The following is a 16,660-nucleotide window of genomic DNA, read 5'->3' on the forward strand; positions in this document are numbered from 1 at the left end:
TCCTAATACAGGATCGGCAACCTCACAGATCGTGATCACTCCCGAAAGGTGGCCCGGAAACACCGCTTACCCTTGTTGTGCATCCTCCGGGTCAACGCAAAAAGTCGCAACAGAACTTCCACACCGCGAAAAATGCTGCGTTGCCTGATGCCGCTCGGATTGAAGAGCTTCAATTCGATGTTTGGATGATTGCTCAGCGCTCGATAGGCAGATTCGCTTTTGCGCGGATTGACGTCGTCAAGGAGCATACGCACCCGCACCCCGCGCTCAGCGGCCCGGACAACTTCCTGCAGAAGCAAGCGGCCAGTCTGATCATCGTGCCAAAGGTAGTACATAAGATCGAGGGTTCGGACCGAACTTCTTGCCGCCAGAACGCGCACGGCGAAGGCGTCATAATTGTCCGCAACGAGCATGGCGTGAGGCATCGGCGCTGGTCGATGAAACTTTTCAAGCCGTCGCTGGAATGGTCCTTTCGCAGGTCGGCGCCGAGGTCGCCCATGGCAGTAGCCGGGCGCAAAAATTCTTCGCGAGCTTTGAGCCGCCGGCACGACCGGAACAAGGCAAAGTTGGTTGCGTTATGAAGTTATCGGTGGCGTTGGCCACCTGCGTCCGCGGAGATTTTTACTTATGTCAGTCCAGTGTCGCGTTTCGGTCGACGATAGCCAGTTCATCGAGAATGTGACTTTTCAGGTCCTACCACGTGTCGGCGAAAGCGTTTCCATGTCGATTGGCGGGGCGCCCACCAATCTTCGCGTTTCGCGAGTATTACATCTGCCGGACGGTGAATCTCCTGACGGCTCGCTCATTGTGCTTGAACTTACCAGCAAGATTCTCTGAAGGTTTTCGCAAAGCGAGGCCTTTGGCGTTTGGCGCTGGCGACAAACCAGTTCGACTGCACGGGCGTTGGGATCCGGCTGCGTCACGTACCCAAGCTCTTCGTGAGGTGCAGGAACTTCATCTGACGTTGGACATTGAGCTGCAGGGGTGCATGCACTTCAGCCCGATGCCGTCAGACGAGCGATTGGAGCTATCTTATGCAGGCTCCGTCTATCGCGACTTAGCGAGCAGTTCGAGGCCTGATGCACCCGAAGAACCGGAACAAGCAGTTGGTCGAGGAAACGTGTTGAGAGCCTTCCTTCGTAACAACGGGCTGACAATCGCCCTGGTCTCAATGTTCCTGTTTTGCGTGCTTGGCATGGTCTGGTCAGGCCAAGCAGCCCACAATGAGGAACTCCGGGAGCACGGCACACCAGCTATCGGAGTATTTGCCTATCTGAAGAGCGCAGAGTTTCTCTCGGCGCTTTTCGAAAACTGGGAAAGCGAATTCCTGCAGATGTCGGCCTATGTGATGCTGACCGCCATGCTCTTCCAGCGAGGCTCCGCTGAATCTCGCGATCCCGATGAACCCCATAGACCGGAAGACGAACTCCCATCCGCGATCCGCAGGCGAAAGCCGATACTGTCGTGGCTCTATTCCTACTCGCTGGGCATAGCCCTGGCTCTACTGTTTATACTCTCATTTGGCTTTCACTGGTGGACAAGCCTGACGGCCGCAAACGAGACAGCGCTGCGCCACGGGGAATCAATCCAGTCTCTGGGAGACCATCTTCTCAACGCCAAGCTCTGGTTCGAATCTTTCCAAAACTGGCAGTCGGAATTTCTGTCTACGGCAGTCCTGGTTCTGCTCTCGATATTCCTCCGGCACAAGGGCTCCCCGGAATCCAAGCCCGTCAATGCGGCAAACTCCGACACAGGTGAGTAGACCGCGATTGCTCGGTGGGCGCCAAGATCGCCAGGACTACTCGGAGCTTTCCGGTTCAGAAACGGCTCGGCTCTGAGAGCCGCCGCTTGGTTCGCCGGAACGGCGCGATTCAAGAAACGATCACGCCGTCTCAATGGAACGTTAGTGGTTTCGGATAGTTGATTTCATGCTTCGGACCCTGCTGCTTGGTTCCGCAGCAGGCTGGTGGTCAAACACCGGCCGGCCCGCGTCATCGGTCCCTCCGTGGCGCGGGCCTTTTTTTCTTTCATAGACTGACTGTCCTCCAGATAGGCCATGTCGATCAGATACAAAGATCGGCTACATAGACTTGTTGTAGGGGTCTCCCAAAGAGGCTCCGAATGCGCCGGCTGCTTTGGCCGCGACGATGTCCCCTGCGGCCGGTACTAGCAAATCCATGCGGCGGGCGAACGCAACAAAAGTGCTCCGAGCGGTTTCGGCATCCACCTCGCCGGCGAGGGCTGCCCTGCACGCATTGAGAGCGATGCCATGAGCAGCGTTCCGCTTCGATGGCGGCCATTCATCCAGCAGGACGAAGGCGTCTTTTACGCTTTGAATGTCGGTCGGAAACCCAAGACCCACGAGCACCCTCACTGGATGCTGAAATTGATTGTGTTCCATGTTTTCCTCCGTTCACGTGGTGTTTAGTTGAGTCGATCGGAAGCCTCGCCACGGCACCGTGAAAGGTCGCGTTCGCAGCGCCCTAGCCTGCCGAACTCCCGTTTGCAGGGGGGTGTTTGCCGTCGGTGAGATTCCGCGCGGCCAGAAACATCACCGTGTATGCTGTTTTGCGCCGATCCCAACCTGCGTGTTCCGCCCGGTCAAGGAGTTCCATAAGGATTGGGTCCAGCGCGGTTTTCAGATCCGCTTCGTAGTTCAGGTCGGTGGCCGCGCGCGAGGGCGGCGGGATAACGTCGAGTTTCATCACGTTGATGGCCTCACCCTATGTCGGAAAAGTCCGCGCTCCATGGAGCGCGGACACCGCTGCGTTTCCTCAGAAGTCCATCCCGCCACCCGGCATTGCCGGAACTGCGGGTTCCTTCTTTGGCTTCTCGGCAACCATCGCTTCAGTGGTCACCAGCAGGCCGGCAACCGATGCCGCATCCTGGAGCGCGGTCCGCACCACCTTCACCGGATCGATGACGCCCTCGTTGTAGAGGTCGCCGAACGCATTGGTCTGTGCGTTCCAGCCCCAGCCGAATTCCGGTTTCTCGCGTAGCTTGCCGACGATGATCGAACCTTCCGCGCCGGCGTTCTCCGCGATCTGGCGCACAGGCGCTTCGATCGCGCGGCGCACGATCTCGATACCGTGCTTCTGGTCCTCATTCTCGGCCTGCACACTGTCCAGTGCCTTGGCCGCACGCAGAAGCGCTACGCCGCCACCTGGCAAAACGCCTTCCTCGACCGCTGCGCGCGTCGCATGCATGGCATCGTCGACGCGGTCCTTGCGCTCCTTGACCTCGACCTCGGTCGAGCCGCCTACGCGGACGACGGCGACGCCGCCGGCGAGCTTGGCCAGCCGCTCCTGCAGCTTCTCGCGGTCGTAGTCGGAGGTGGTTTCCTCGATCTGCGCCTTGATCTGGCTAATGCGTCCCTGGATCTCGTCCTTGCGACCGGCGCCGTCGACGATCGTGGTGTTCTCCTTCTCAACCTCCACCTTCCTGGCGCGGCCGAGCATCGCCAGCGTGACGTTCTCCAGCTTGATGCCGAGATCCTCCGAGATCGCGGTGCCGCCGGTGAGGATGGCGATGTCTTCCAGCATTGCCTTGCGGCGGTCGCCAAAACCCGGCGCCTTGACGGCGGCAACCTTCAGCCCGCCGCGCAGCCTGTTGACAACCAGCGTCGCCAGCGCCTCGCCCTCGACGTCCTCGGCGATGATCAGCAGCGGCTTCGACGACTGCACCACGGCCTCCAGAACCGGAAGCAGCGTCTGCAGATTGGAGAGCTTCTTTTCGTGGATCAGTACGTAAGGCTCCTCGAGCTCGACGCGCATCTTGTCCTGGTTGGTGATGAAGTAGGGGCTGAGATAGCCACGGTCGAACTGCATGCCCTCCACGACTTCCAGTTCAGTCTCTGCGGTCTTGGCTTCCTCGACCGTGATGACACCCTCATTGCCGACTTTCTGCATCGCCTCGGCGAGGAAGCGGCCGATTTCGACATCGCCATTGGCCGAGATGGTGCCGACCTGGGCGATCTCGTCATTTTTGGTCACCTTACGGGCGTTGGTCTTCAACTCCTGGACAATCGCCTCGACGGCCTTGTCGATGCCGCGCTTCAGGTCCATCGGGTTCATCCCCGAGGCAACGGCCTTCGCACCTTCCTTGACGATCGCCTGAGCGAGCACCGTTGCGGTCGTCGTCCCGTCACCGGCGATATCGCTGGTCTTCGAGGCAACCTCGCGCACCATCTGAGCGCCCATGTTCTCGAACTTGTCCTCAAGCTCGATTTCCTTGGCGACGGTGACGCCGTCCTTGGTGACGCGCGGGGCGCCGAACGACTTGTCGATGACGACGTTGCGGCCCTTGGGGCCGAGCGTAACCTTCACCGCATCGGCCAGGATATCGACGCCGCGCAGCATCTTCTCGCGGGCTTCGGTGTGGAATTTCACTTCCTTGGCAGCCATTAGATCGCTCCATCATCTAGGCAGTTACATTGACTGGATTGCGGTTGGACCATCGCCTCGGTCAGGCGGCCTTCTTGACCGCCGCGGTCTGCTCGATCACTCCCATCACGTCGCTTTCTCTCATGATCAGCAGGTCCTCGCCGTTGAGCTTGATCTCAGTGCCGGACCACTTGCCGAACAGGATGCGATCGCCGATCTTGACGTCGAGAGGCGTGAGCTTCCCGCTCTCGTCGCGGGCGCCTGGGCCGACGGCAATCACCTCGCCCTCCTGCGGCTTCTCCTTGGCGGTGTCGGGGATGATGATGCCGCCGGCCGTCTTTTCCTCGGCTTCGATGCGGCGAACCAGGATACGGTCATGCAATGGACGGAACGTCATATCGTTCTCCTTCAGGACAAACAGATTTTCGAGGTTCCTCCACACCGGACCGGCAATATCGGGCCGGTGCGGGGCGCCGCGACCCTTTTCAGGCGTCGCGCACATTATCGAGCTAGTTTTGGAATTTTCGAGTTTCAAGAGGTCGCTGTAAAAATTTTGGCACTCGGCATTTCGGAGTGCTAGCGACATGAATTCATAAAGCTATTTCGCTAGCGCGCGCGATTTTCAGGCCTTGAAATTCGACCGGACTCCACGAAATTTTTTTGCGGTTGGAGTCCCGAGAAGGGGCCACTGCAACACAACGATGCCAAGGAGATTGATAGGAAGCGGAGACTGTCAATGGAACGAACCTTGTCGAAAAACATCCCCTCGATCGCCCCTGAAAACTCTGATCTTGACCGCCTGCTGTTCCCGGCGCGGCACTTTAATCACCCCGATGAGGTGGTGGGCGACCGCACGCTCGACATTCAGGAAAAGCGCGCCATTCTTGCCTCATGGGCGTCGGATGCTTGCGCCGTCGTATCCATGCCTGCGCTGCGAAAACCACAAGGTGCTGCGAGTCTGGTGACATTTGACGCCGTCATGGATGCACTTCGCCGACTGGACGACATTCGCGCCGAGGTTGGCTGGGATTTCAAGGAACGGCGGGACCGAGAACGCCCGCAAAGACTTGATGCCTGAACGCGCGCGATAGGAGAGACGCATGGTCAGCAGGGAATTCCGGCTGCAGAAATGGAGGGCTACGGTCTCACGACCGCGGAGATCCACTATCATCTCCCCGATCATCCAAGCCTATTGCAGCTCTACGTTTGGCAGGAATACGATCTTGCGCCGGAATTCCCGATCCTCAAAGGGTTTCTGGATTACTGGAAGCGCGAACTCGAAGGCGCGCTCCATTCCGTGCGTGTCGCCCATCACTGCCTGATCCGGCCTTCCGAATGGCAGGCCGTAAACGGTATCTTCACCATTCAATAGCCGGCGCCCGGGTCCCCCCGGGCCGGATCCACCAGGTCAGCTTCGTCGTCGGGCTCGATCAGGTCGATTAGCGCTGCCACCCGTGTTCCCGGCAGCGGTCGTCCCTGGCTCATCAACGCCTCATCACCAAAGGCCCAGGCCCATGCCTCTCTCAATTCCTCGAGCGAGGCACCGGACGCGATGATCTCCGCAATCGTCGCGTTGTCCACGGGTCCGAGGACCGAGACAACGTCTTGGCGTGTCATGGTCATCGTTTTCCTCCGTTCGAAATGCTAGCGAAGCAGATGGGTATTCGATGGAGCAGTTGCCACCAGCCGAAGGCGGTCGCGAAACTGCATTGGCGATCCTCTTGACGCGGCGGAAATCAATTCCCAACTCATTCTCGTCGGTCGCCGCGTGAAGGGACCGATGTGTCAGGGAGCGCCAGGCTTCTTGGCGTTCCCTCGTATCTATGTTGCTCCAAGGAGGATGTAGTTATGAGAACGAACCTGGACTTTTCCCCCTTCTACCGGTCGAGCATCGGCTTTGACCGCATATTCAACCTGCTCGAAAACGCCAGCCCCCCGCAGAACGCGGACAACTGGCCGCCCTACGATATCGCCAAGCTCGGCGAAGACACCTACCGCATTGTCCTCGCGGTCGCCGGTTTCGGTGAAGACGAGCTTACGATCACGCAGGAGCCAAATATGCTCGTGATCGAGGGCGCCAAGACAGAGAACGACGAGGTTCAGTACCTCCATCATGGCTTGGCGCTGAGGTCGTTCGCGCGCCGCTTCGAACTGGCCGATCATGTGACCATTGTCGGGGCAAAGCTCGAAAACGGTCTGCTGATCATCGACCTCAAGAAGGAAATTCCCGAGGAGATGAAGCCGCGCCGCATCGCGATCAATGTCGAGACCGACAAGAAGGCGGCCTCCAAACGTATTGAAAGCGCGGCGGCCTGATCTTTGGCGGTCGGCCTGCAGCAAACACCCCGGGTGCGACCCATAGAACGAAAAGGAGAAGGACAAATGAGCGTACGTGACTTGATTCCCTGGAGCCGTGGCGGCAGCCAGGCACCGAGCATTTATCGCGGTGACGACATGGATCCGTTCCTGTCGCTGCACCGCAATGTCAACCGGCTATTCGACGAGGTATTCCGCGGTTTTGACACGCCTTCGGTGTTGGGCCGCATGGCCCCTCTCAACGGCACTTGGCCAAGCGTGGAGTTCTCGGAAACCGATGTGGAAATCCGGGTGACGGCCGAAATCCCGGGCCTCGACGAAAACGACGTCGAGGTCATGCTGGAGGATGGTGTTCTGACGCTTCGCGGCGAGAAGAAAGCAGAGTCCGAGGACAAGGACCGCCAGTTCAGCGAACGCTATTATGGGCGTTTTGAACGGCGTTTCAGTCTCGGTCGTGAGGTTGAAGACGACAAGGTGGCGGCCACGTTCAGGAACGGTGTGCTCACCGTGACACTGCCGAAGACCAAAAAGGCGCAGGCAAACGCCAAGCGCATTGCAATCAACGGCAACAAATGACGGTCGCGAAAGGGCCGGGGCTCGATGAGCCCCGGCCCTCGCAGATGGCGAGGAACATCAAATGACGGAGCTACTCACAGGAGCCAAACAATCGAGCCGCATCACCTCAAGGTCCTGGCAGGGCGAGGAACTCCAACTGTTCGATGGCGGTCTCAACACCCCGGCTCCAGTGGCCCACCAATCGGCACGGATCTTTCGGCCAAGCCGCCCGGTCACGACATCGGCGCGGGTCACGTGCCGGCCTTGGCTCCTCGTGTTCGAACGCCGAACCCCGCCGGTCATTGATCATCTGATGGGCTATTGCGGTGGCGGTGACACACTCAGTCAGGTGGAGCTGAATTTTCCGACAAGGGAAGCAGCGGTGGCCTTCGCTGAGAGGCAGGAACTGGACTATGTCGTGCACACCGATCCACTTGAGCGGCCTCGACGAAACGTTCGAACTTTTTCCTTGAACGGCTACCCGCCCGACAGACTCAGACGAAAGAGCCGCGTCATGGGAGCTGCAATCACAGGGAGGTAACAAATGACCAGTCTGGCTTTCCTTGCCCCCGTGCAGGTTAAGACCAGTGACGTGAGACACGACATCAACTCGGTGCGGGAGGCGCTCGTATTCTTGAATCAATGGCCGAAGGCCCGTCGGGGACCGGTATACAGCTGCGCGGTGAGGAGCTGCAACGCCGCAATCGCCGGGCAGATGACAACCGAACAGGCGCGACAGGCATTTGTCAGCTTTGCCAGGATTGCCGGCGTGTTGGCCAAATCCGATTTCTCGTCATTTACCGACGTGCAAAAAGCAGCACAAAAGTCGCCGAGGCGCCCTTAATCACTAATGGGAAGACGCCAAGGGCTTTTTAGACGGTCGCTCATTTGGTTCAACAGTCGGTCTTCGGTGGACTCGTCCGAGGGTCTCGTACCAACTCCATGGGCTGCCAGAACTCGCGGCTTTGCCCCGACTATCAAGCAGTTTGCCGCGAGTTCGTTCGCCAGCAAGAACCGCCTCGAAGTAATAGCCAACGCTCCAGGGACTTGGCCCTGATTGTGGTTTGCGACGACGTTCCTTCATGCCGATATCTATGCCTCTGAGCTCTTTGATTGCTGCTCCTCATTTTCTGCCAAAAACGATGATCTCGCAGCAGGGTTCCCCGCCACCTTGAGCCAATCATTCAACTCTTATTTGAAACGATGCAGAGTATGAATGGGGATGCCCAGACATGCATTACCGTTCGCCAAAATAGTCGGAATTAATCCACCTTAACATGCAGATCGTCGGCCTGCCGGACAATGCGCTTTCCGAGAACCGCGAGCGCGTGCAGGCCGCACTTTACGCATCGGGCCTAACCAATGTTGGAAGACTTTTTTGCGCGTTCAATCCTGAATTTCCGGTCCTCTGGCGGCTGGCCGCTTTGGCGCCCACCACGGCCCTCAGCGCAGTCTCCTGCGACGTCAGCTTTCAGGAAATGGCAAGGCCGAACTATACGGCCGAGATTAGGCGCATTGCTGCCATTCCATGGTCGCAAATGAAGGTCTCCTACGGGTCAAAAGCTTGCCGTAGAACTGGCAGTTCCAAAGTGGATCACCGGTCGTAAGCTACGCGACCGGATTGTGCATCGCCAGGAAGACAGCCGTTTCCTCGAAAAACTGGTCGTAGGCTGACGTGCCTTCAATGAGCACGTGGTTATTTCCCGGCAGTTCGACGAACATCGCCCCCGGAATGAGTCTTGCCATCAGGCGGCCCTCCTCGATCGGCACGACGCGATCGCCCACGCAATGCAGCACGAGCGTTGGCACACGGACCCTCTTTGCCAGCTCTGTCACCTCAACTTTGCTGTTCATTTGCCAAAGTCGCATCGCCGCCTCGGGGCTCGTGGCAATGCGCTGTAGTTCGTCAAAGCTCGCCATAATCTCATGTGGGGCGTCGGGGATGAACGTCGAAGTGAAGAAATGCCTGAAAACAGGATTCGGCGAGCCCCAGCCGTCGCGGATCATCATCGCCCCGGCTTCATATAGCTTCCTTTGGTCGAGACCCGGTCGCTTTAGCCGACCTCGGACAAAACCACCCAGCAGGACGAGACATGTCACTTGCTCCGGATGCTCCACAGCATAGCGCACGGAAAAGGCGCAGGCTTGCGAGATGCCGAGAAGCGCGAACCGATCCACCTGTGCAGCGGTCGCGACTGTGGACATGTCACCGGCCATTGCATCTTCCGATATAGTCTCAACCTCCCAGTCCGAGAGGCCGTTTCCGCGTTGATCGAACCGCACGAGATGGCAAAACTTGGCGAGCTTCGCGAGCATCGGACGCCAAATTGGACTGTGCCATTCATACTCAAGATGGTTCAGCCAGTTCGGCCCCTTCAGCACCGGCGCTCCCTGGCCAATGCTGGCCCAAGCCAGTTGCACGCCGTCCGACGCCGTCGCGAACTGCACCCTCTGGTGCAGCGCCACCTCGACAGGTCGAGTCGTCTGCAGCGCCGCGTCGGGCGTCCACTGCCAGACACGGATGGGTCGGGAGATGTTCTTTACCCGCTGGTTGCCCATGTCACGGAAGGGAACCTGGATCCGGTCCTCGACTGCCTGATGCACAATGTCCGAGACGCACACGCCGCCCGGCTTGGCGAGCCCCTCTAGCCGCGAGGCCACGTTTACGCCGTCGCCGAAGACGTCTCCGTCCTCGAACATGACGTCACCGAGATTGATCCCGACGCGGTAAAGGATTTGGGTGTTCTCAGGCTCACCGCTGTTCCGCTCCGCCATCGATCGTTGGATTTCGACAGCGCTCTCAACCGCCTCGACGACGCTCGCAAACTCGACGAGCAGGCCGTCGCCCGTGGTCTTGACGATATTGCCCCGATGCGCCGCGATCCTGGGCCTGACGACCTCACCAATATGTGCCCTCATGCGCGCAAGCGTGCCGGCTTCGTCCACCTCCATCATCCGGCTATAGCCGGAAACATCAGCGGCAAGGATCGCCGCAAGCTTCCGCTCGAAAGGGTCGGCCACGTCAACCATACCGCAGCGTACGGGTCGAGCAGCCCTTCTGTCGAGCTACATTCCTAGCCACGCGCTTCGATGTGCTGCAGCGTTCAGATGCCAGGACCGTACGAGATCGATCGAGCTTATACGGCAGCGCCGCCATCCTGCCCCTTGGCGGCGTGCGCCGTGATGGGGCCCACACTCGCCCCCCCGCCCGGCCTGCCGACAAAGCCGGGGGCGGGTGCCGCGGGCTACCAGCGCGATCCAAGCGGTTTCCGCATCATGAGATTCGCATCACGGGATCCGCAGTCTCGGTCGTCCTTGAACTCGGTAGCACCTGGTTTCGAGAGCGGAGACAATGATGCGGACGCCAGCTTGCGCGGAACCAGTGCGAGTTGGAGAAGGTTGGATCTCAGTTGCTCTCCCTCTACCAGTCCTCACACAATACCTGTTCGCTGGCGACCGCCCTGCTTTACCAACGGCCCACAAGTATCTTCAAAAAATTTGCGATGACGGGACGAATAGGATGATAGCTTGCCTTTGCGATGCGAAGTTGGCGATCAGCCTGAAGCGTTCGTCTAGCAACCTGCGACCCCTCAACATTTGAATTGGAAAAATGTGCGCGTTGGGGCGAAACCGGTAAGGGCGGCAGCCTCGGCCAGCTATCGAAATGCCCCCCCGGGGGGGCATCTGGATACCTGTGGCGGTCTGCTCCGGACACCGGTTTCGCCGAATGTACGCACAGCCGCAATTCAAATGTTGACCCCTCGCGCGCTTGCGCGCACGCGCGAGGAAAATCTGTAATAGCGATGACGCTCGACTTGACGGGCGGTACAGGCTCCGACACCCGTAGAGATCGACATGCCCCCCCGCTGGCGGTTTCAACTCATTGAGTTAAGCTGTTAATCCGCACCCGGAGGGGAGACCGAATGGAACGCTTTGCCTTCTTTCTCGGTCTAGTCGGCTTGGCCGTGTCGATATTCACGGGCGACCACAGATCTACGCTAAGCCTCTGGACTCCACCTGAGGGGGGCGGCCATTCTCCCAATATTATTCTAGGGGCTTTGACCGGCACTGCCGCCCGCTGTGCGCGGACGGGTAGTGCAAACGCGCCAGCCAGGGATCGGAACGCCCCCGTACCTCAGTCATCTTCCTCCTCCTTCATATCATCCGCCTCGTCCTTCAATTTCGGCCAGTCTGCGCCGTGCTTGCGAAGCAGCGCCCGCGCTTGTTTGGGAGTCACGTCTGTCACCTCGGTCAGGTGCTCAACTTCAAGTTCGGCACCTTTCCTAACTCGACTCGTGTCGGTCGTTTTCTTAACTGCCATGGCTGCGCTCCTCGCCCGTCGATCAGAGGCAACGGATACTGATCGATGCGGTTCCGATCCCCCGGAACTATCTGCCCGCCGCGGGGGTTACTCTTCTGAAGAGGAGGACAAATCATGCTTCGTTTCCTAATCAGCCTGGGCGCACTTTACGCGGCATTTCAGATTGGCCGCGAGTTCGGCCGAGCCGAGGCCGAAGTTATGCTGCGTCCTCCAGTCGACTATGAGAAGCGACCCCAGCCGCAGGGCTACGACGACCTTGAGGAGCCGACCTAGCGTTGTCATTGGCAGGCTTCAGGTCAGGCCGGATTTTCCAGAATTCTTGCCAGGACAGGCGGCGAATTTGAACGCTGCCGTCGCCAGTGGCGACGGTGCGGGACATCATGCTGCCTCCTCATTGCGCGACGGCCAGAACATCTCGACAAGGTCGAACCTGCCGGCCTCACATAGTTCTGCCGCCGTGACCCATTCCCACTTCCACTTCCCGTCCACTGGGTCGAGGCCATACACGTGGACACTCTCGCCATCACCATCATCGGCCTCTTCAACGCTATCCAAATCGATCATCGCAGCCCTCCTTCAGACCCGTGTTTTTGGTTCGACTTGCCGACTTGCCACGGTAGGGGAAAACCTGAACGTCACCCAAAGAGCGCATGGGTCGTGGCAAGTGCGGCAAGTCGGCAAGTGAGTGACAGACAAATATAAAATACATATATATATCATACACTTACATATGAACATCCTCCTGATTTCCACTTGCCAAAAACTTGCCACTTGCCAAAGGCATGCACAAAAAACGGCTCAAAATCCGTGCACGTCCGTGGCAAGTGCAAGCGTTTGGCAAGGGTTTTGGCAAGTGCAATTCACCCCCATCCCGCCTCTGACAGACGATAGGTCTTGCCGTCGCTTCGCTCGATCTCGCCGGTTTCTTGAAGGCGCCTTATGGCATCATCGAACGTTCGATTTTCAGCTCCACGAACACCGCGCCGCCTGAGTAGGGTGGCCCGAAAAAGCTGGCCGTCCTTTGCGCCTCGAAGCGCTGCCACGATGGCCTTGCACAGCGTCTCGAACTTGCTCGACGTCATGTGTTTGTCTATGCCGTTTTCGATGGCCTCGATGCTGGCGTCCATCACCCGCCGCGACCATGCGACGTCTTCTACAGTAACAGCCGCGCCGGATGGACCACGTGAAAGGGCGCGCAGTGTGGCCAGGCGGATTGCGTTCTCTGCGAAGCGGCCGATGATGCCGTCGCGGCTTTCGTCCCGGATAATCTCTTCTTCCTGCCAGTCCTCGATCGCCAGCCATGCGCGTTCCGCTGCTGCGTCTGCCCACGGAATTTCGACCAGCGACGGAACGCTCGCTGCCGTGCGCCAGGCGGCTTCGCCCCCGGTTACACGCTTAGGCCACGGGAACCGCTCCCGCGCGTCAGTGACCGCTTCGGAGAGCGCGCGAGGGAGGTGCAGACCGTTATCCTGCGGATTTGCCCGCGACGGTCGCGCTTTCGGGGCGATGAATATCCATCGCGCGACAAATCCGTCTTTCAGGTTTCCCTCGGTCAGTCCCCCGTAGAACCGGATAGGCGTTGATGTACCGACGACAGACATTGTGGGGCAATGGATCGGGTCGCTGTTCTTGTCTTCGTCGACTCGCTCTTTGCCGAACCAAACCCCCGTGGATTTGCTGTACAACTCGAGCATTGCCTTGCGGATCGTAGCTGCCCAATTTCCAGTGCCCGCGCTGCCGACGTTCATTGACTCCAAGACGTCGCCTACTTCATCCCATGGCATCACCATCACAGGCTTCTTACGAAGCACTTTTTCGATGGCGCCCGCACTGGTGACCTCCCCCGGCCCGATCAGATAGGCCATCTTGGAAGACTGCAGCAAATTGACGAGGCGAGCCAATGGCGCCTCCTTGCCGAACCCCGGCCCGGCAATGCCAGCAAGGTACAGGTTCACCCCGCATCCTGTGGGCGTGGCGACGCGTCGGCCGTAGAAGGCCGCCAGGAACGCAACGGACGACATCACGGCAAGCTCTGGCGACCTGCGGCGAGACGTGTTCAGGATCCACTCCGCGACCATGCCGCCAAGGCCGCCGACCGCCTCCGGAGTAAATGGGTCGTTGTCGACAGGCTTCGACTTCTTCGCAACAAGCGCCTTGATAGCCTCGGGCGATGGCATCATCGGCTCGCCGTTATCGACCCAACCAAGATCCTCCTTGCGCTTGCCCAGGCGCTCGCACAGCCATTCAGCGGCGCTCGCAACGCCGTCTCCGCGGCCGACGTTCTTGGCGACGTCTATTGCAGTGTGTGTCTCGCCGCTTCCCCAGTCCGTGATGCCGCTCGGGTGAAACGACAGGTTCGCATTCTTCACGCCGCGCCAAACAGCGACGGGCCGGTATCCCTCTCCGTGGCGAGCGGTCTTTGGTAGGTCAAGTGCCGGCACCCATGCACTGAGATCGTCAAGTGCGGCCTGGTTGACGCGACGAAAGAAGCTATCCGCGGTATTGTCGTTCGATGCTCTTCGCGGCCTCGGTGCTGCCTTGCGCTGCTCTGCATGGGAGGCAAGCAATGCCGACGCGTCCGCGAGCATCCGCTCAAGCGATCCCCAATCAAGTAGCGGCAACTCACTGGCCGATTGCAGTGGCCTATCCCATTCGTATGGCCGCTCTGTTTCAGGATGGATGCCGTCAACAATGACTTGCTGACCGACACCCATCACCTCGATTCGCTGATCTATGCCGTCGATCTTGAACCAGTCGCTGGCGCTCTTCTCGCGGGGATCGGTCGTGCGGAAGAGGAACATTGCTTTGGGGGCTTTGCCTACGCGCATCGGCGCCGGGTCGCCGCCTGGCAATTCACGCACCATGTTGGCGATGGCCACGGCCAGTTCCGGCCTCAGGATATCGATGTCGATTGCCACAACATCGCCGGTTAGAATGCCGGTGGAGCGGTTTTCGGGGAATGACGCTTCCCAATCGATTGCATTCTCAGCGGTGGCGCGAAGATCCTGCCACCCTTTAAAGCCGATAGGGACTTTGCCCTTACATGGAACGATACGATAGCCGGAAGCGATCAGGTTCCTCCGGATGGAGAGGACATCGTCTGTTTTCAGCTTGGGTAGAGCGGCCATTAAAACCTCGCGTTTTGGCGTGCCCGTTCCACGCCTTGGAACCGGCCGTTTAGATGCTCTTGGTAAGTAAGGGATCGTCGCTTGTGGCCGCCCTTAACGGCGGGTGGCTTCCCGCTGCGCCAGCCGCCACGCCTGCACAGCGCGAACGGCGGCAAGCGCGGTGTCGATTTCCTCGATCGTCATTTCGGAGGGCTTGGTCATGCTGCCGCCCTCGCCGCGATGCGCTGGTCAATCCATTGGCGCACCTCAGAAGCGACGAAAGCCACCCTCTTTTCGCCAAGCGGCACGGCTGCAGGGAAGCGACCATCGCCGCGATAGCGATTAAGCATGGAACGGCTTAGGCTCGTCATCCTGGCCGCATCGTTCAAAGATACCAAGACAGCGATGTTGTCGTTTGCGTGTTGCATAAAACCCCCTCGCGGCCAGACAGAATCCGGCGCGGTTTTGTGGCGTTGATTGAGAGTATGGGTGGGGTTTATGAGTCGCCCTGCGGGGCAAACTAGCGGCGGTGCCGCCCGACCTGTTCGGAGCTAATGGACAGCAATGTCGTCCACTTGGTTCACTTCTATATATAGGTTTCAGAGGCGCAAACGTCCGCTACCAACCAGCATCTTTTATTGCGTTTTATGTGTTGCGGCGGCGTATGTTGCATTTCCGCAACATACGGCTAGTTCCCGCCAGAACAATAGTTCGCCCAATTCGCGGCTAGCTGACGGCGCTTTTCTAGTCCATCTCCGCGCGAATAGGCGCGCTCTGTGGCGTCGCCAACGGCGTGCGCAAGCGCCATTTCGGCAAGTTCGCGCGGGTGGTCTGAAATCTCTTTCGCCCAATCGCGGAAAGTCGACCGGAACCCGTGAACGGTAGCGACTTTCGGCTTGCCGTCGTCGTCTAGTTGTTTCGGATCAATCCAACCCTCGCGCCCTGCCTTTCGTTCGGCTGCGTCCATGCGCTTGATGACTGCCGCCAGCGTCATGTCGGACAATTCCCCGCCGCGCATTGCCGGAAAAACCAACTTGTTGTCTTCGAACCGCGGGGTCGCCTTCAGTAGCCTTACGGACGCATCCGACAATGCCACGCGATGCTCCTTACCGGATTTCGTTCTCTTGGCTGGGATGATCCACATGGCCGCAGCAAGTTCGATTTCATCCCATTGCGCGCCGCGCACCTCGCCGCTTCTTGCGGCAGTTAGGATAGTGAACTCGAGAGCGCGCGCGCCCATTCCGTCGACGCCGAGGAGCTTTTTCATGAACCCTGGCGCCCGGCTGTACGGCAATGCTGGATGATTGTTGGCGCCGGCTAGTGCGTCCGGCTTGTGCAGAACATGCTCCAGATTGCCCCGCCATGCGGCTGGGTTCTCACCACTGCGCAAGCCCTCAACCTTAGCCGAGTCTAGCACTCGCTCGATGCGCTCGCGCAGCTTCTCGGCGGTCTCTTGCTTTTCACCCCAGAGCGGCCGAAGGACCGACAGAACGTCCTGAACGCCAATATCGTCGATCGCCTTCGGACGAAGCGGCGCGGCATGGTTTGTCAAGGTGTTACGCCAGCCGGCTTCGGTCTTAGCACCGCGCCACCTCCCCGCCTTAACGGCGTCGTCAATGTACGCGTCGGCATAATCCCCGAAGTTCTTGACCGCCATCTCGGCCTTGGCCGCTTCAATGATTGCAGCGCCACGTTTGTGCTCGACGGGGTCAACCCCCTTTTTGAGGAGATCCCTCGCCCCTCCCGCCTTCTCTCGTGCATCGGCCAGCCCGACTGTATGGAGCGGCCCAAGACCCATCTCGCGCCGCTTGCCGCCGAAGCGGTAGTCAAGGATCCAATAGCGCCCAGCGCCCTTCGCTACCAGCCACAAGCCCCCGCCGTCGCGTAGCTTCTTGGCATTGCTTGAGGAAATCTTTTTGACCGTTAGAACGTTGCGAGTATGGCTCCCCATGACGTCTTCCCCGCTTTTTCCCCGCTAT

19 protein-coding genes and 2 pseudogenes are annotated in these 16,660 nt (G+C 59.2%); 9 read left to right on the forward strand and 12 right to left on the reverse strand.

Annotated elements, in window-relative coordinates:
- Window positions 1–35: 35 nt before the first annotated feature.
- The gene (locus DH08_RS33570) at window positions 36–413 is read right to left on the reverse strand and encodes a phospholipase D-like domain-containing protein (protein ID WP_246801191.1); all 378 of its coding nucleotides are present in this window, start codon (window positions 411–413) and stop codon (window positions 36–38) included.
- A gap of 710 nt (window positions 414–1,123) precedes the next feature.
- Between DH08_RS33570 and DH08_RS33575 the strand changes: the two genes are divergently transcribed.
- On the forward strand, window positions 1,124–1,762 hold the full coding sequence (locus DH08_RS33575; RefSeq protein WP_192183592.1) for a DUF6766 family protein: 639 nt from the start codon (window positions 1,124–1,126) through the stop codon (window positions 1,760–1,762).
- Between the two features lie 318 nt (window positions 1,763–2,080).
- Here DH08_RS33575 and DH08_RS33580 read toward each other — a convergent pair whose 3' ends face one another.
- From DH08_RS33580 to groES, 4 genes are all read right to left on the reverse strand, one after another.
- Window positions 2,081–2,401 carry a DUF982 domain-containing protein gene (locus DH08_RS33580; protein ID WP_192183502.1) on the reverse strand — a complete coding sequence of 107 codons (321 nt, stop codon included), beginning with the start codon at window positions 2,399–2,401 and terminating at the stop codon, window positions 2,081–2,083.
- A gap of 82 nt (window positions 2,402–2,483) precedes the next feature.
- Window positions 2,484–2,705, reverse strand: coding sequence for a hypothetical protein (locus tag DH08_RS33585; RefSeq protein ID WP_192183503.1), 222 nt, complete (start codon window positions 2,703–2,705; stop codon window positions 2,484–2,486).
- Window positions 2,706–2,774: 69 nt separating this feature from the next.
- Window positions 2,775–4,403: a chaperonin GroEL gene (gene groL / locus DH08_RS33590; RefSeq protein ID WP_192183504.1), complete on the reverse strand. Its 1,629-nt coding sequence runs from the start codon at window positions 4,401–4,403 to the stop codon at window positions 2,775–2,777.
- A 61-nt stretch (window positions 4,404–4,464) separates the two neighbouring features.
- Window positions 4,465–4,779: a co-chaperone GroES gene (groES, locus tag DH08_RS33595; RefSeq protein WP_192183505.1), complete on the reverse strand. Its 315-nt coding sequence runs from the start codon at window positions 4,777–4,779 to the stop codon at window positions 4,465–4,467.
- A 339-nt stretch (window positions 4,780–5,118) separates the two neighbouring features.
- Between groES and DH08_RS33600 the strand changes: the two genes are divergently transcribed.
- Together DH08_RS33600 and DH08_RS33605 are read left to right on the forward strand one after the other, a co-directional pair.
- Window positions 5,119–5,460 carry a hypothetical protein gene (locus DH08_RS33600; RefSeq protein ID WP_192183506.1) on the forward strand — a complete coding sequence of 114 codons (342 nt, stop codon included), beginning with the start codon at window positions 5,119–5,121 and terminating at the stop codon, window positions 5,458–5,460.
- A gap of 22 nt (window positions 5,461–5,482) precedes the next feature.
- Window positions 5,483–5,754 (forward strand): annotated as a pseudogene (locus DH08_RS33605) (usg protein).
- Here the strand turns inward: DH08_RS33605 and DH08_RS33610 are convergent.
- Complete coding sequence (locus DH08_RS33610; protein WP_192183508.1) at window positions 5,748–6,005, reverse strand: hypothetical protein; 258 nt, start codon at window positions 6,003–6,005, stop codon at window positions 5,748–5,750. The pseudogene DH08_RS33605 and the gene DH08_RS33610 overlap by 7 nt on opposite strands.
- Window positions 6,006–6,230: 225 nt before the next feature.
- On the opposite strand from DH08_RS33610, the gene DH08_RS33615 reads away from it, so the two are divergent.
- The 5 genes and pseudogenes from DH08_RS33615 to DH08_RS33635 all read left to right on the forward strand — a co-directional run.
- Window positions 6,231–6,698, forward strand: coding sequence for an Hsp20 family protein (locus DH08_RS33615; RefSeq protein WP_192183509.1), 468 nt, complete (start codon window positions 6,231–6,233; stop codon window positions 6,696–6,698).
- Window positions 6,699–6,764: 66 nt separating this feature from the next.
- A complete protein-coding gene (locus DH08_RS33620) occupies window positions 6,765–7,274 on the forward strand; it encodes an Hsp20/alpha crystallin family protein (RefSeq protein ID WP_192183510.1) in 510 nt (169 codons plus the stop codon).
- Between the two features lie 61 nt (window positions 7,275–7,335).
- Window positions 7,336–7,794, forward strand: a complete 459-nt coding sequence (locus DH08_RS33625) for an NADH dehydrogenase ubiquinone Fe-S protein 4 (RefSeq protein WP_192183511.1) — start codon at window positions 7,336–7,338, stop codon at window positions 7,792–7,794.
- 3 nt (window positions 7,795–7,797) lie between these two features.
- Window positions 7,798–8,097: a DUF982 domain-containing protein gene (locus DH08_RS33630; RefSeq protein WP_192183512.1), complete on the forward strand. Its 300-nt coding sequence runs from the start codon at window positions 7,798–7,800 to the stop codon at window positions 8,095–8,097.
- A gap of 427 nt (window positions 8,098–8,524) precedes the next feature.
- Window positions 8,525–8,611 (forward strand): annotated as a pseudogene (locus DH08_RS33635) (ATP-binding protein); the annotation flags it as partial.
- Between the two features lie 250 nt (window positions 8,612–8,861).
- Here the strand turns inward: DH08_RS33635 and DH08_RS33640 are convergent.
- Together DH08_RS33640 and DH08_RS33645 are read right to left on the reverse strand one after the other, a co-directional pair.
- Window positions 8,862–10,274 carry an alpha/beta fold hydrolase gene (locus DH08_RS33640; protein ID WP_210329002.1) on the reverse strand — a complete coding sequence of 471 codons (1,413 nt, stop codon included), beginning with the start codon at window positions 10,272–10,274 and terminating at the stop codon, window positions 8,862–8,864.
- 1,114 nt (window positions 10,275–11,388) lie between these two features.
- Window positions 11,389–11,574 (reverse strand): hypothetical protein, encoded by a 186-nt coding sequence (locus tag DH08_RS33645; RefSeq protein WP_192183514.1) that lies wholly within the window; start codon window positions 11,572–11,574, stop codon window positions 11,389–11,391.
- A gap of 114 nt (window positions 11,575–11,688) precedes the next feature.
- Between DH08_RS33645 and DH08_RS33650 the strand changes: the two genes are divergently transcribed.
- On the forward strand, window positions 11,689–11,847 hold the full coding sequence (locus DH08_RS33650) for a hypothetical protein (RefSeq protein ID WP_192183515.1): 159 nt from the start codon (window positions 11,689–11,691) through the stop codon (window positions 11,845–11,847).
- 105 nt (window positions 11,848–11,952) lie between these two features.
- Here DH08_RS33650 and DH08_RS33655 read toward each other — a convergent pair whose 3' ends face one another.
- The 4 genes from DH08_RS33655 to DH08_RS33670 all read right to left on the reverse strand — a co-directional run bounded on the left by DH08_RS33655 (window position 11,953) and on the right by DH08_RS33670 (window position 16,632).
- Entirely contained in the window at window positions 11,953–12,138 is a 186-nt protein-coding gene (locus DH08_RS33655; protein WP_192183516.1) for a hypothetical protein, read from the reverse strand.
- Between the two features lie 296 nt (window positions 12,139–12,434).
- The gene (locus DH08_RS33660) at window positions 12,435–14,702 is read right to left on the reverse strand and encodes a bifunctional DNA primase/polymerase (RefSeq protein WP_192183517.1); all 2,268 of its coding nucleotides are present in this window, start codon (window positions 14,700–14,702) and stop codon (window positions 12,435–12,437) included.
- 197 nt (window positions 14,703–14,899) lie between these two features.
- On the reverse strand, window positions 14,900–15,109 hold the full coding sequence (locus DH08_RS33665; RefSeq protein ID WP_192183518.1) for a helix-turn-helix transcriptional regulator: 210 nt from the start codon (window positions 15,107–15,109) through the stop codon (window positions 14,900–14,902).
- Between the two features lie 260 nt (window positions 15,110–15,369).
- On the reverse strand, window positions 15,370–16,632 hold the full coding sequence (locus DH08_RS33670; protein WP_192183519.1) for a tyrosine-type recombinase/integrase: 1,263 nt from the start codon (window positions 16,630–16,632) through the stop codon (window positions 15,370–15,372).
- Window positions 16,633–16,660: the final 28 nt, after the last annotated feature.

The organism is Mesorhizobium amorphae (assembly GCF_014843845.1).
Classification (GTDB): domain Bacteria; phylum Pseudomonadota; class Alphaproteobacteria; order Rhizobiales; family Rhizobiaceae; genus Mesorhizobium; species Mesorhizobium amorphae_A.

What these genes read in the sequence shown, in the direction of transcription:
- DH08_RS33570 (WP_246801191.1), bottom strand. Translation starts at nt 413, where the DNA reads ATGCTCGTTGCGGACAATTATGACGCCTTCGCCGTGCGCGTTCTGGCG.
- DH08_RS33580 (WP_192183502.1), bottom strand. Translation starts at nt 2,401, where the DNA reads ATGGAACACAATCAATTTCAGCATCCAGTGAGGGTGCTCGTGGGTCTT.
- DH08_RS33585 (WP_192183503.1), bottom strand. Translation starts at nt 2,705, where the DNA reads ATGAAACTCGACGTTATCCCGCCGCCCTCGCGCGCGGCCACCGACCTG.
- groL (WP_192183504.1), bottom strand. Translation starts at nt 4,403, where the DNA reads ATGGCTGCCAAGGAAGTGAAATTCCACACCGAAGCCCGCGAGAAGATG.
- groES (WP_192183505.1), bottom strand. Translation starts at nt 4,779, where the DNA reads ATGACGTTCCGTCCATTGCATGACCGTATCCTGGTTCGCCGCATCGAA.
- DH08_RS33600 (WP_192183506.1), top strand. Translation starts at nt 5,119, where the DNA reads ATGGAACGAACCTTGTCGAAAAACATCCCCTCGATCGCCCCTGAAAAC.
- DH08_RS33610 (WP_192183508.1), bottom strand. Translation starts at nt 6,005, where the DNA reads ATGACCATGACACGCCAAGACGTTGTCTCGGTCCTCGGACCCGTGGAC.
- DH08_RS33615 (WP_192183509.1), top strand. Translation starts at nt 6,231, where the DNA reads ATGAGAACGAACCTGGACTTTTCCCCCTTCTACCGGTCGAGCATCGGC.
- DH08_RS33620 (WP_192183510.1), top strand. Translation starts at nt 6,765, where the DNA reads ATGAGCGTACGTGACTTGATTCCCTGGAGCCGTGGCGGCAGCCAGGCA.
- DH08_RS33625 (WP_192183511.1), top strand. Translation starts at nt 7,336, where the DNA reads ATGACGGAGCTACTCACAGGAGCCAAACAATCGAGCCGCATCACCTCA.
- DH08_RS33630 (WP_192183512.1), top strand. Translation starts at nt 7,798, where the DNA reads ATGACCAGTCTGGCTTTCCTTGCCCCCGTGCAGGTTAAGACCAGTGAC.
- DH08_RS33645 (WP_192183514.1), bottom strand. Translation starts at nt 11,574, where the DNA reads ATGGCAGTTAAGAAAACGACCGACACGAGTCGAGTTAGGAAAGGTGCC.
- DH08_RS33650 (WP_192183515.1), top strand. Translation starts at nt 11,689, where the DNA reads ATGCTTCGTTTCCTAATCAGCCTGGGCGCACTTTACGCGGCATTTCAG.
- DH08_RS33655 (WP_192183516.1), bottom strand. Translation starts at nt 12,138, where the DNA reads ATGATCGATTTGGATAGCGTTGAAGAGGCCGATGATGGTGATGGCGAG.
- DH08_RS33660 (WP_192183517.1), bottom strand. Translation starts at nt 14,702, where the DNA reads ATGGCCGCTCTACCCAAGCTGAAAACAGACGATGTCCTCTCCATCCGG.
- DH08_RS33665 (WP_192183518.1), bottom strand. Translation starts at nt 15,109, where the DNA reads ATGCAACACGCAAACGACAACATCGCTGTCTTGGTATCTTTGAACGAT.
- DH08_RS33670 (WP_192183519.1), bottom strand. Translation starts at nt 16,632, where the DNA reads ATGGGGAGCCATACTCGCAACGTTCTAACGGTCAAAAAGATTTCCTCA.